General features: G+C 73.7%; 12 protein-coding genes. 3 read left to right on the plus strand and 9 right to left on the minus strand.

Features of this window, described 5'->3' with window-relative positions:
• Positions 1–70: 70 nt before the first annotated feature.
• Positions 71–1,051 carry a transcription termination factor NusA gene (gene nusA, locus ACFFJG_RS02875; protein ID WP_378517104.1) on the minus strand — a complete coding sequence of 327 codons (981 nt, stop codon included), beginning with the start codon at positions 1,049–1,051 and terminating at the stop codon, positions 71–73.
• Positions 1,051–1,539, minus strand: a complete 489-nt coding sequence (gene rimP / locus ACFFJG_RS02880; protein WP_378517105.1) for a ribosome maturation factor RimP — start codon at positions 1,537–1,539, stop codon at positions 1,051–1,053. The genes nusA and rimP overlap by 1 nt, the downstream gene beginning before the upstream one ends.
• Before the next feature lie 116 nt (positions 1,540–1,655).
• Here rimP and ACFFJG_RS02885 point away from each other — a divergent pair, with 116 nt between their 5' ends.
• Both ACFFJG_RS02885 and ACFFJG_RS02890 read left to right on the plus strand, forming a co-directional pair.
• Positions 1,656–2,177 (plus strand): hypothetical protein, encoded by a 522-nt coding sequence (locus ACFFJG_RS02885; RefSeq protein WP_378517106.1) that lies wholly within the window; start codon positions 1,656–1,658, stop codon positions 2,175–2,177.
• Positions 2,174–2,602, plus strand: coding sequence for a DUF4439 domain-containing protein (locus tag ACFFJG_RS02890; protein WP_378517107.1), 429 nt, complete (start codon positions 2,174–2,176; stop codon positions 2,600–2,602). The genes ACFFJG_RS02885 and ACFFJG_RS02890 overlap by 4 nt, the downstream gene beginning before the upstream one ends.
• A 239-nt stretch (positions 2,603–2,841) precedes the next feature.
• Here ACFFJG_RS02890 and ACFFJG_RS02895 read toward each other — a convergent pair whose 3' ends face one another.
• From ACFFJG_RS02895 to ACFFJG_RS02905, 3 genes are all read right to left on the minus strand, one after another.
• On the minus strand, positions 2,842–3,462 hold the full coding sequence (locus ACFFJG_RS02895) for an HAD family hydrolase (protein ID WP_378517108.1): 621 nt from the start codon (positions 3,460–3,462) through the stop codon (positions 2,842–2,844).
• 120 nt (positions 3,463–3,582) lie between these two features.
• Positions 3,583–5,364, minus strand: a complete 1,782-nt coding sequence (locus tag ACFFJG_RS02900; protein ID WP_378517109.1) for a proline--tRNA ligase — start codon at positions 5,362–5,364, stop codon at positions 3,583–3,585.
• Between the two features lie 61 nt (positions 5,365–5,425).
• Positions 5,426–8,008 carry a CHAT domain-containing protein gene (locus ACFFJG_RS02905; protein ID WP_378517110.1) on the minus strand — a complete coding sequence of 861 codons (2,583 nt, stop codon included), beginning with the start codon at positions 8,006–8,008 and terminating at the stop codon, positions 5,426–5,428.
• A gap of 81 nt (positions 8,009–8,089) precedes the next feature.
• Here ACFFJG_RS02905 and ACFFJG_RS02910 point away from each other — a divergent pair, with 81 nt between their 5' ends.
• Positions 8,090–9,364 carry a S8 family peptidase gene (locus tag ACFFJG_RS02910; protein WP_378517111.1) on the plus strand — a complete coding sequence of 425 codons (1,275 nt, stop codon included), beginning with the start codon at positions 8,090–8,092 and terminating at the stop codon, positions 9,362–9,364.
• 16 nt (positions 9,365–9,380) lie between these two features.
• Here ACFFJG_RS02910 and ACFFJG_RS02915 read toward each other — a convergent pair whose 3' ends face one another.
• The 4 genes from ACFFJG_RS02915 to ispG all read right to left on the minus strand — a co-directional run bounded on the left by ACFFJG_RS02915 (position 9,381) and on the right by ispG (position 12,626).
• Entirely contained in the window at positions 9,381–9,842 is a 462-nt protein-coding gene (locus tag ACFFJG_RS02915) for a hypothetical protein (RefSeq protein ID WP_378517112.1), read from the minus strand.
• Positions 9,839–10,336 carry an RNA polymerase sigma factor gene (locus tag ACFFJG_RS02920; RefSeq protein WP_378517113.1) on the minus strand — a complete coding sequence of 166 codons (498 nt, stop codon included), beginning with the start codon at positions 10,334–10,336 and terminating at the stop codon, positions 9,839–9,841. Before ACFFJG_RS02920 ends, ACFFJG_RS02915 begins: the two co-directional genes overlap by 4 nt.
• A 197-nt stretch (positions 10,337–10,533) precedes the next feature.
• Positions 10,534–11,385 carry a GNAT family N-acetyltransferase gene (locus tag ACFFJG_RS02925; protein WP_378517114.1) on the minus strand — a complete coding sequence of 284 codons (852 nt, stop codon included), beginning with the start codon at positions 11,383–11,385 and terminating at the stop codon, positions 10,534–10,536.
• A gap of 92 nt (positions 11,386–11,477) precedes the next feature.
• Positions 11,478–12,626 carry a flavodoxin-dependent (E)-4-hydroxy-3-methylbut-2-enyl-diphosphate synthase gene (ispG, locus tag ACFFJG_RS02930; protein ID WP_378517115.1) on the minus strand — a complete coding sequence of 383 codons (1,149 nt, stop codon included), beginning with the start codon at positions 12,624–12,626 and terminating at the stop codon, positions 11,478–11,480.
• Positions 12,627–12,700 lie beyond the last annotated feature (74 nt).

The following is a 12,700-nucleotide window of genomic DNA, read 5'->3' on the forward strand; positions in this document are numbered from 1 at the left end:
GCGTGCGTCGAGCGGACACAGGTCCGCTCGAGTCACCCCGTGGACGCCCGCCCGCCCAGCCCTCGGCCGGTCAGTCCTGGGGCGCGGGGGCCTCGTCGGAGCGGATGTCGATGCGCCAGCCGGTGAGGCGGGCGGCGAGGCGGGCGTTCTGGCCCTCCTTGCCGATCGCGAGGGAGAGCTGGAAGTCGGGCACCACGACGCGGCACGAGCGGGCGGCGAGGTCGACGATCTCCACCGAGCTCACGCGGGCCGGCGAGAGGGCGTGGGCGACCAGCTCGGCCGGGTCCTCGGCCCAGTCGACGATGTCGATCTTCTCGCCGTGGAGCTCGCTCATCACGTTGCGCACGCGCTGGCCCATCGGGCCGATGCAGGCGCCCTTGGCGTTGACGCCCGCGACCGTGGAGTGGACGGCGATCTTGGTGCGGTGGCCGGCCTCGCGGGCGATGCCGGCGATCTCGACGGTGCCGTCGGCGATCTCGGGCACCTCGAGGGCGAAGAGCTTCTTGACCAGCGTCGGGTGCGAGCGCGAGAGCGTGACCTGCGGCCCGCGCATGCCCTTGCGGACCGAGGTCACCAGGCACTTGATGCGCTCGCCGTGGACGTAGCTCTCCCCCGGCACGCGCTCGCTGATCGGCAGGATGGCCTCCAGCTTGCCGAGGTCGACCATCACGTCGTCGGGGTTGCGGCCCTGCTGGATGATGCCCGAGATGATGTCGCCCTCCTTGCCGGAGAACTCGCCGAACGTCTTCTCGTCCTCGGCGTCGCGCAGCCGCTGCAGCATCACCTGCTTGGCGGTCGTGGCGGCGATGCGGCCGAAGCCCTGGGGCGTGTCGTCGTACTCCGGGCCGGCGGTGCCGTCCTCGTCGACCTCGCGGGCCCACACGGTGACGTGACCGGTCTTGCGGTCCAGCTCGACGCGGGCCGGGTGCTGCGCCTCGGTGGCGCGTTGGTACGCGGTGAGCAGCGCGGTCTCGATGGCCTCGGCCAGGACCTCGAAGGGGATCTCCTTCTCGCGCTCCAGCATCCGCAGGATGCTCAGGTCGATGTCCATCAGTCGTCCTTCTCGTTCGTCTTGCGGTTGAACTCGATCTGCACGAGGGCCTTGGAGATCTCGGCGTAGGGCACCTCGCGGTGCGTGCCGTCGACGTCGAGGGTGACCGCGTCGTCGGTCGAGGACAGGACCCGGCCGGTCAGGCCCGAGCCGTCGGCGAGGTTCGCCTTGACCAGGCGGTCCTCGTTGCGCCGCCAGTGCCGCGGCAGGGTGAGCGGGCGGTCGACGCCTCGGGAGGTGACCTCGAGTGTGTAGGGCATCTCGCCCATCACGTCGGACTCGTCGAGCACGCGGGAGACCTCGCGCGTCGCGTCGGCCACGTCGTCGAGCGTCACGCCGCCGTCCTTGTCGACCGCGACGCGCAGCACGCGGCGCTTGCCGGCGGGCGTGAGCTCCACGGCCTCGACGTCGATCTCGAGCTGACGCAGGGGGTCGACGAGCTCCGCCTCGATGCGGTCCCGGGTGGCGTCCTGACGGGGAGTGCTCATGCGGGTGCGACCTCCTTGTGCTGTTGTCGAAGGACCACGATAGCCGCCCGGCGGCGTCCCCCGGCACTCGCCGTGGCCCGGTCCGGACCGCCCCGCGCGGCGGCTAGGGTTCGTGCGTGGCCGCACCGCAGATCTCCCGCCGTACGGCGCTGGGCTCGGCGCTCGCGGCACCTGCCGCGCTGCCGCTGGTCCTGTCCGGGTGCGACATCGACCCGCCCCGCGACGCAGCCGCCACGGACGCCCCCACCGACGCCGCCTCCCCGCCGGAGGACTCCGCGCTCGTCCAGGAGGTCGCGGCCGAGCTGGTCCGCGCAGGTGCGGTGCTCGCCGCGGCGACGGCCGCCGTCCCCGCCCTCGTCGAGCGCCTCGCCCCGGTCACCGCCGCCCACGCCGCCCACCTCGACGTGCTGGCCGGCGCGCTGCCCGACCAGGACCTGCCGACGTCGCCTGCTCCCACCCTGCCCGCCCGGATCGTGCCGGCGCTGCGGGCGGCGCGCCGGTCCGAGCAGCGGCTGCTCCGCGCCGTGCGGGGGGCGTGCACCACCGCCGCGAGCGGCGACCTGGCCCGGGTGCTGGCGAGCATCGCCGCCTCGACCTCGCAGCACGCGGCGGCCCTCTCGACGGAGGTCACCTCGTGAGCGTCCTCGACGCCCTGCAGGAAACGCTGGCCGACGAGCACGCGACGCTGTGGACCTACGGCGTCCTCGGCGCCCGCACCTCGGCGTCCGCCACCCCGACGCTGCACGCGGCCCTCGCCACGGCATACGTGCGCCACCGCGCCCGGCGCGACCGGCTGCGCGTGTTCGTCGAGGACGCGGGCGGGGAGCCGGTCGCCGCCGACGCCGCCTACGCGCTGCCGTCCGCCGTCACCTCCGTGACGGAGGTCGAGGTGCTCGCCCAGCAGCTCGAGTCGCGCAGCACGGAGGTGCTGCTGGCCCTGGTGGCGCAGTCGTCGGCCGGGGTCCGCGACTGGGCGCTCGACGAGGCCGTCTGGTCGGCCACCTGGGAGCTCGAGCTCGGGGGCGCCGCGACGACGTGGCCGGGGGCCCCGGAGCTGGGCTGACCCGCGGCCCCGGTCGTCCGGGAACGGGAAACGGCCCGCGGCCTCAACCATTGGGAAAGTCCCGAGATCCTTCCCAACGGCCGAGGACGCGGACCGTTGTGTGGGGTTGGTCAGCATCACCCGAGCGGCACCTCCTGTGGGGGTGGCGGCGCCGCATGCACAATCATGCATTCGATCGAGTGCCCCGCCAACCGGATCCCACCTGCATGTTGATGCAACGCAGAAAGATGCAGGACCCGTCAGCGGCCGTCGAGCGCACGCACCACGGCCGGCAGCTCGGCCAGTGACGTGATCGTGGCATCCGGCTCGCCCTCGGTGTGCCCGACCTGCGAGGCCGGGATGGTGCTGTGCGGGACGTGGATCGCGCGCATGCCGGCCTGCCGGGCGCCCCAGACGTCGTCGAAGAGGCGGTCGCCGACGTAGACGCACGCCGCCGGGTCGTCGACCCCGACCGCCTCCATCGCGGCCCGGAACGCCAGGGGCGAGGGCTTCGTCCACGGCACCTCGCTGGTGTAGACGTCGCCGTCGACCAGGTCGTACACACCGTCGCGCTCGAAGAACCCGACGTGCCAGGCGCGCGGCCAGATGGTGTTCGAGAGGACCCCCACCCGGATGCCCGCGGCGCGCAGCTCCTCCCACATCGGCCGGACCTCGGGGTCGGTGAGGGTGTGGGGCTCCCAGAAGTCGTAGTAGGCCCGGAGCAGCTCGGGGTCGTGGTCGAGCCCGGCCTCGGCGAAGAGGTCCGCGATCGTCGCGCTCTGCTGGTGGTCGCGGCTGCGGCCCCACACCACCTCGCCGGCCCGGTGCAGCCGCTCGGCGTGGGCGTGATTGTCGTCCTCCGGCGTGGGCGTACGACGCACCGCCTCGGCCAGCGCCAGCGACTCGGCGTGGAAGTCGACGTCGTGCCAGCGGGTCAGCGGGTCAGCGTGCCGCCCCAGTCGAAGATCACGGCACGGGTGCGGACGGTCGCCATGGGAGCGTCAGCCGCGCAGGACCAGGTCGGCCACGTGCGTCGCGGCCTCGCCGACGGCGACGTCCTCGCGGGCGCCCGACGCGCGGTCGCGCACCTCGACCACGCCGTCGGCCAGGCCGCGGCCCACCGTGACGATGGTCGGGACGCCGATGAGCTCGGCGTCCTTGAACTTCACGCCGGGGCTGACCTTGCCGGTGCGGTCGTCGAGCAGGACGTCGAGGCCGGCGGCCCGGAGGTCGCGGGCGAGCTCCTCGGCGGCCGCGAAGACCGCCTCGTCCTTGCCTGCGGCGACGACGTGGACGTCGGCCGGGGCGACGTTGCGGGGCCAGCAGAGGCCGATGTCGTCGAGGGTGCCCTCGGCGATGGCGGCGACGGCGCGCGAGGGGCCGATGCCGTAGGAGCCCATGGTGACGGTGACGAGCTTGCCGTTCTCGTCGAGGACCTTCAGGCCGAGGGCGTCGGCGTATTTGCGGCCGAGCTGGAAGATGTGGCCCATCTCGACGCCGCGGGCGGACTCGAGGGTGCCCTCGGTGCAGTTGGGGCACTCGTCGCCGTCGCGCACGTCGGCGGCCTCGATGGTGCCGTCGGGCCTGAAGTCACGGCCGACGACGAGGTCGACGACGTGGGAGCCGGCCACGTCGGCGCCGGTGACCCAGCGGGTGCCCTCGACCACGCGGGGGTCGACGAGGTAGCGGATGCCGGACGTCGACTCCTCCCCCAGCGCCCCGGGACCGATGTAGCCCTTGACCAGCGCAGGGTGCCTGGCGAGCTCGGCCTCGTCCATGGGCTCGACCTCGATGGGCTCGAGCTGGCCCTCGAGGCGCTTCTGGTCGACCTCGCGGTCGCCGGGCACGCCGATGGCGAGGGGCTCGCGGGTGCCGTCGGGGTGCTTGAGCACCACGAGGACGTTCTTCAGGGTGTCGCCGGCGGCCCAGGGCCGGTCGTCACGGGGGAACGTGGCGTTGAGGTGGTCGACGAGCGTGTCGATCGTGGGCGTGTCGGGGGTGTCCTCGACGTGGGCCGCGGGGACGTCGTCGTACGCCACCGGAGCGGGCGCGCGCACCGCGACGGCCTCGACGTTGGCGGCGTAGTCGCAGTGCGTGCAGCGGACGTAGGTGTCCTCGCCGACCGCGGCCTTGGCGAGGAACTCCTCGCTCGCCGAGCCGCCCATCGCGCCGGACGTCGCCTTGACGATGACGTACTCGAAGCCGAGCCGGTCGAAGATCCGGATGTAGGCGTCGCGGTGCTTCTGGTAGGACACCTCGAGCCCGGCGTCGTCGACGTCGAAGGAGTAGGAGTCCTTCATCACGAACTCGCGCCCGCGCAGCAGGCCGGCGCGGGGACGCGCCTCGTCGCGGTACTTGGTCTGGATCTGGTAGATCGAGAGGGGGAGGTCCTTGTAGGAGGAGTAGAGGTCCTTCACCACGAGGGTGAACATCTCCTCGTGGGTGGGGCCGAGCAGGTAGTCGGCGCCCTTGCGGTCCTGCAGGCGGAAGATGTTGGGGCCGTACTCCACCCAGCGGTTGGTGGCCTCGTAGGGCTCCTTGGGCAGCAGTGCGGGGAACGACAGCTCCTGGGCGCCCATCTCGTCCATCTCCTCGCGGATGATGTTCTCGATCTTGCGCAGCACGCGCAGGCCCAGCGGCAGCCAGGTGTAGATGCCGGGCGCGTTGCGGCGGATGTAGCCGGCGCGCACCAGGAGTCGGTGGCTCGGCACCTCGGCGTCGTTCGGGTCGTCGCGCAGGGTGCGCACGAACAGGGTCGACATGCGGAGGATGCGGGCTGCCATGGCGCAACCATAGGTGGGCGCCTCGACGGCCCGCGAACCAGATTGCCCGCCCGGACCGTCGTCAGGTCCCCATGGCGGTGAACGACGCCGCGGTCGCCGCCAGCACCGGGTCGGACGCGGCGGCCGCGCGGGCGGCGTGGAGCGCCTCGCCGAGCCCCGCGCCGCGGCGCAGCGCGGCGTGCAGCGCGACCATCACCTCGACGGTCGCGGAGTCGTCGACCTCCGCGAGCGCCGAGACGACGCCAGCCGTGCCCATCGAGAGCAGCGCTGCCGAGAGGCCGAGCAGCTCCTGGTCACCGACGGGCGCGAGCACGCCCGACTCGCAGGCCGACAGCACGACGCGGTGCGGCGGGTGCCGCAGCTGCTGCAGGTCGTGGACCAGGAGAGGCCCGTCGGCGAGCGTCAACGACGAGAAGAGCGGGCTGTCCTCGCGGAACGATCCGTGTGCCGCGACGTGGGCCAGCGCCGCTCCGTCGAGCGTGGCGAGGGCGGTCGGGACCGTGGCGGCGGACCCCTCGAGCACCTCGGCGCCCCGGTCCTCCGCGGCCACCGCGTGCACCTCGGCGCCACCGCTGCCCAGCCCGGGGCCGACCAGCAGGACGCGGCGCTCGCTGGTCGGCTGCGCCGCCCGCGCACGCAGCCACAGCCGCGCGGAGGGCGTGGTGGTGACGTGGCGGTCCACCAGGCTCGGCAGCAGTCCCCACGGCACGCCCTGCAGGGAGGCGGTCGCGCTCACCACCACCCGCTGGTCGTCCACGTGTCGCAGCGACGTGCCCAGCAGCGCCTGCTCGAGCCGGGCGCCCGCGACGCCGAGCTGTGCCCGGCGGCCGCGCGCAGCCTGACGGAGGCTGAAGAGCGCGAAGTCGACGGCGCGCGCCGCGGCCGAGGCGTCGCCGACGGTGACGAGCCGCACGCGGCCGTGGCGCACGACGAGCGCGTGCAGCACCCCGTCGACCTCGGTGAGCTCGACGAACGTCGCACCGTCCTCCCGCTGGGCCTCCACCAGGCGTTCGACGGCGAACGCGTCCACGCCTCCTCCGGCGCCGCGGAGGTGCAGCAGGCGCTGCCGGACCGAGCGCTCCAGCCGCGCCGCCCGTGCCCGGATCCGGTCCGTCGGGGCTCCGTCCGCCTGCGCCTGCGCCAGCCGCTGGTGCTGTGCCCGCAGCGCGGCGAGGTCCGCGGCCGTCCCGGTGTCGTGCGCCTGCTGCAGCGCGGGCGCCGTCAGGGCGGTGGCTCGCCAGCGCTCGGCCCACCGCAGCACGCGCCGCGGCTCACGGGTCGCCAGCGCGGTGCGCAGACCGAGCCCCGCGAGCTCCGCGCCGTCGCGCGACGACAAGGCCCGCAGCTCCTGGCTCCCGAGCGCCGCCCGGTGCTCGTCGAGGGCCGTGAGGCCCCGCTCGCAGGCACGCAGCACCGCCGCAGCATTCCCGGCGCGCTCGTGCTGCCACGCCCGGGCCAGCCACCCGGTCGCCCGGCTCGTGCCCGGACCGGAGGCCCGGAAGGACGCCGCTTCCCCGAGCCACGACGCGACGTGGCGCTCGGCTCGTTCCGACCGCACCGCGCGGGCGATGCGGACACCGAGCATCAGCGCCGCCGGCAGCTCGGGGGCCCCCGCCTCCCGCGCGGTCGCGACCAGGCGCTCGGCCCGGCCGAGCAACCTCGCCGGACGGACGCCGTCCTCGGCACGGGCCCACAGCGCGAACAGCTCGGCCCGGACCCAGTGTCGGTGCCGCGCCTGGGCCCGGAACATCCGGCACGCCTCGTCGGCCGCCGCCTGTGCACGAGGCACGTCACCAGCGGCCAGCGCCGCTCCCGCCAGGGCGAGCTGCAGGTCGGCGCGCTCCACCGGGAGCAGCCGACGCGCCCCGAGCGCCAGCTCGACCACCTCGAGCGCATCGGACGCGAGACCCGCCGCCATGAAGGCGACGCACCGGTCGTAGACGAGGTCGGTGCTGGTGATGCCGAGCCGCTCGTAGCGGGTGGCGGCCTCCTGGTAGCGCTCGAACGCGAGCGGGAGGTCACCGCCGAGGAAGGCCAGCCAGCCCTGGTTGTGGATCCCCGCCGCCACGGCGCCCTCCATCCCGAGCTCCTCGTGGACGGCCAGCGACCGGGCGAGGCTGGTCCGCGCCGCTGCCAGGTCGCCGATCATGGTGCTCGCCCAGCTGTGCAGGTGGAGCGCACGCCCCGTCCAGACGAGGTCGTCGGAGGGCTCCAGGATCTCGAGGGCGCGCTCGAGGTCGGCGGCACCCGCCTCCAGCCGCTCGAGGTTGAACGCCAGCACCCGGGCGCGCCGCACCAGCACCCGCGCCAGGGGCAGGCCGTCCATCGCCGAGGCGGCCAGGTCGAGCTGCTCCAGGCCGTCCCGCGTGCGGCCGGCCATCGCCAGCGAGCCTCCCAGCGTGGCGCGCACGTCCGCCTCGCGCTCGGCGTCGACGCCGCGGGCCAGCCTCAGCGCCCGGCGCAGGTGGGCCAGGGCCGCCTGCGTCTCCCCCACGTCACGCAGGACGATGCCGACCACCTGGTGCCCGATGGAGCGCACCGCGGGGTCGGGATGGTCGAGCATCCGGGCCTCGGCCGTCTCGCGCGCAGCCACCGGGTCCGCGAAGAGCGTGCGCAGCAGCTCCTCCGCCTCGGCCCGGTCCACGCCGCCCATCCTTGCCGATCCGCTCGGCAAACTCTGGCCAACCGCTCCCCACGGGACGCCCGCCGACGCTAGCGTCGGCGCATGGGCGACTGGAAGATCGGCGACGACGCACGACGACGCACCACCGACCAGCTCCGCGAGCTGGACCGCGCGAACGACGGACAGGTGTTCTGGGACACCGAGGCGCCGGCCGACTTCACCTACCTGTTCCACCCCGACCACGTGCTCGTGGGAGCCGAGGACGCGGAGGCGTTCGAGGCCGCGGTCGCTCGCCTCGACAAGGGGGTCCTCGACGAGCCGCCCCGGCGCGACGACGTACGCCTGCTCGGCGGGGACCTCGTGCGCTACGTCCTGCCGCCCCGGCGCGGCGGCGAGAGCGTGCCCGACGTCCTCGACCTGCTGGAGGCCGGCGGTCTGCGACGCGGCCTCGCCACCCCCGACCACTGGGTCCACGTCGCGCCGGGCGGGGGCGGCGGCTCCGCCTGCCCCGCCGTCGAGCCGATGGAGACCGGGCTCACCGAGCCGTGGCCGCCGGTCGCGCCCCAGGAGGAGGGCCGCGAGGTGAAGGTGGTCGTGGTCGACACCGGCTGGAACCCGCCGTCCGGCTCGGACGGCCGGACCCCCTGGCTGGAGGGCGTCGAGGGTGACGACGAGCTCAACGGCCCCGACCTGCGCCCCTACGCCGGCCACGGCACCTTCATCGCCGGCGTGGTGCGCTGCCTGGCGCCGATGACCGACGTCTTCGTCGAGGGGTTCGCCATCGGGGGCGTGGGCGGCGGCGGGATCCTCGAGTCCGAGATGGTCCTCCAGCTCGAGGAGGCGATGACCCACGACCCGCAGGTGATCAACCTGTCCGCAGGTTGCCGGACGCGGATGGACCTGCCGTCCATCGCGTTCGCGCGCTTCCACCGCCGCCACCTGCGCGGCAAGGACTGCGTGCTGGTCGCGGCCGCCGGCAACGACTCGTGGGCCGCCCCGTTCTGGCCGGCCGCCTTCGGCTGGGCCGTGGGCGTCGGCTCGCTCGACCGGGACGGCCGGGTCTCCGACTTCTCCAACTACGGCGTCTCCGCCGACGTGTTCGCGCTGGGGCGCAACCTGGTCAACGCGTTCCCCGACGGCACGTTCGTGTGCCACGAGACGCCCGACAAGGGTGACGTACGCGTGTTCTCGACCGGCATGGCGCGCTGGAGCGGCACGTCGTTCGCCACGCCGGTGGTCGCGGGGCTCATCGCCCGCGAGATCAGCGAGACCGGCTGCTCGGCCGAGGACGCCCGCGCCGCCGTGCTGGCTCGCGCGGTCTACGACTCCGACCCGACGATCGGCCCGCACATGGAGCTGCGCCAGCCCTACGCCTGACGCAGGGGCGGGGTCCTCAGACCTCGATCCAGTGGCTGCTCGCCACGACTCCCCCGAAGCGGACGGCCACGCGGACGGACCCCTGCGCCGGGGCGGTGAGCGAGAAGAACCCGAACTCGTCGAGCGGAGCGGACCACGACTCCCCCGACCGGGCCTCCACGGAGACCTCGACGTCGGTCGGGTCCTGGTCGGGGGCGAGGTCGAGCACCTGACCGCTGAGCTGGTGGCCGTCGATCTCGGCCTCGAGGGACCAGCCCGCGGCGGCGCTGAAGGACAGCATCCGGGCGGTGCCGAGGCCCCGCACCTGGGCGAGGTCCTCGTGGGCGGAGTCGCGGACGAGGGTCAGCAGCTCCCACTCCTCGTCGAGGTCGGCGGCCACGACGGTCGCCACCATGTCGGCGCCGAGCCCCGGCGGCGGCGGGTCGGCGAGCTGCCACATCCGGCGCAGCTCGTCGAGCAGGCGGTCGTCGTCGCTCATGCGGTCCGACCCTCCTCGGCCAGCGCCGTACGCACCTTCGCCAGGCAGCGGGCGCGCGTCGGTCCGATGCTCCCCACAGGCATCTCGAGCTCCTCGCTGAGTGATCGGTAGTCGGGCCGGTCCATGAAGGCCACCACGCGCAGCAGCTTGCGGCACCTCTCGTCGACGGACGCGACCGCGCGCCAGAGGCGGGCGGACTCGTCGTCGAGGACGGCGAGCGCCTCGGCCGACTCCACGTCGGGGAGCCGGGCCGAGAGCGTCTCGTCCTGCACGGGCGTGGCGCGTCGCGCCTTCCGTGCGTGGTCGGCGGCGCCGCGCCTGGCTGAGGTGATCAGCCAGGACGCGACCGCCTTGGGGTCGTCGATGGTCTGGTGGAGCCGGACGAAACCGAGCCACGTCGCCGCGACGACGTCCTCCGTCGCCTGGCGGTCGTGCCCGTAGGCCCTCACCACGTGCCAGAGCACCGGCGTCATCGTGGTCACCAGATCGTCCACGGCCCTGGCGTCCCCTGCGCGCCATGCCGTGAACGCCCCACTGGCTGCGTCCCACGGTGACTCATGGAGCTGCCCCTCAGCCCCTCGGTTCTCCGACATGGTGACCATTGTCCCCATGTGAAGTCAGGTGGGGGCGACCGCCACGGTGATACACGGTCCGAGAACTTTTTCCTGTCGGCGCTGAGCCGGCGGTCGGGTCAGAACATCAGGGTCGCGAAGGTCGCGGTCTGCTCGAAGCCGACCCGCGCGTAGGTCGCGCGGGCGGCGGTGTTCCAGTCGTTGACGTAGAGCGAGACGACCGGCGCCGTGCCGGAGCCGAGCACGTGGTGGACGACGGAGGCCATGCCGCGGGTGGCCAGGCCCTGGCCGCGACGGTCGGGGCGCACCCAGACCCCCTGCACCTGCGCGGCGCACGGCGTCACGCACGCGACCTCGGCCTTGAACACCACGCCCTGCTCGTCGAAGCTCGCCATCGACCAGCCACGGCCGATCAGCTGCTGGACCCGGGCGCGGTAGAGGTCGCCACCGCCGGCATCGTTCTCCGGGGAGACGCCGACCTCCTCGGTGTACATCGCGACGCAGGCCGGGTAGAGCAGCTCGAGGTCACGCGGGGTCGTCAGCCGGACCGACGGGTCGGGCGGGATGTCCGGCACGCGCGAGATCTCGAGGTGGGGCTGGGCGCGCCGGAACTCCCGCGGCCGCTGCCAGCGCGGCTCGAGCTGCTCCCACAACGCCGTGACGACGTCGGCGGGGCCGACCATGGTGCCGACCGTCGCCCGGCGCCGCAGCGACGCCTCGGCGAACGCCCCGACGTCGTCGGGGGTGCACTGCACCGGCACCAGGTTGGCGCCGAGGTGGCAGCCCGCGACGAGCTCGTCACCGACGAACCGGCCCCAGACCTGCCCGCCGAGCCAGCGCTCGTCGAGGTTGGTCAACCGTGCGCGGTAGTCGGCGAAGACGTTGACGACCGGGTCCTGCTCGGCGAGCGCGATGAACCGGTCCCGGTCGGCCGGGCCCAGCACACGCACCAGCTCGCGGGTCCTCAGCACGTGGCGAGCCTACCCACGTCCGTGCCGACGGGCCTCCGACCCGCCTCCGACCCGCCTCCGACCCGCCTCCGTCGCGGCTGCGACCCGTGGGGTCAGGAGACCGAGACGGTCGCCTCGGCGCCCTCGACGGCCTCCATGCCCTCGGCGATGCGCATGGCCTCCTCGATGAGGGTCTCCACGATCTGGGACTCCGGGACGGTCTTGACGACCTCACCCTTGACGAAGATCTGGCCCTTCCCGTTGCCCGAGGCGACGCCCAGGTCGGCCTCGCGGGCCTCGCCGGGGCCGTTCACCACGCATCCCATGACGGCCACGCGCAGCGGGACCTCGAGGCCGTCGAGCCCGGCGGTGACCTCCTCGGCGAGCTTGTAGACGTCGACCTGGGCGCGGCCGCACGACGGGCAGGACACGATCTCGAGGCGTCGCGGCTTGAGGTTGAGCGACTCCAGGATCTGGAGGCCGACCTTGACCTCCTCGACCGGCGGGGCGGACAGCGAGACGCGGATGGTGTCGCCGATGCCCTGGCTCAGGAGGTGACCGAACGCCACGGCCGACTTGATGGTGCCCTGGAACGCCGGACCGGCCTCGGTGACGCCGAGGTGCAGGGGCCAGTCGCCCGCCTCGGCGAGCAGCTCGTAGGCGCGCACCATCACGACCGGGTCGTTGTGCTTGACCGAGATCTTGAAGTCGTGGAAGTCGTGCTCCTCGAAGAGGCTCGCCTCCCAGACGGCCGACTCGACGAGCGCCTCCGGGGTCGCCTTGCCGTACTTGTCGAGGATCCGCTTGTCGAGCGAGCCGGCGTTGACCCCGATCCGGATCGAGGTGCCGCGGTCCTTGGCGGCCTTCGCGATCTCCTTGACCTGGTCGTCGAACTTGCGGATGTTGCCCGGGTTGACCCGGACGGCCGCACAGCCGGCGTCGATGGCGGCGAAGACGTACTTCGGCTGGAAATGGATGTCGGCGATCACCGGGATCTGGGAGTGCTGCGCGATCTCGGGCAGCGCGTCGGCGTCGTCCTGGCTCGGGCACGCCACGCGGACGATGTCGCACCCGGTGGCGGTGAGCTCGGCGATCTGCTGGAGCGTGGCGTTGACGTCGGAGGTCAGCGTCGTGGTCATCGACTGCACCGAGATCGGGTGGTCGCTGCCGACCCCCACGGACCCGACCTTGATCTGGCGGGTCTTGCGCCGTGGCGCGAGGACGGGGGGCGGGAGGGCAGGCATGCCGAGGCCGACGGTCATGGCGCCATCGTACGGCCCGACCCCTCGCGGCCGGGCGTCGGCGTGGGCGTCCCGGAGCGGTGGCCCAGCCACCT

The organism is Nocardioides zeicaulis (assembly GCF_042432345.1).
Taxonomy (GTDB): domain Bacteria; phylum Actinomycetota; class Actinomycetes; order Propionibacteriales; family Nocardioidaceae; genus Nocardioides; species Nocardioides zeicaulis.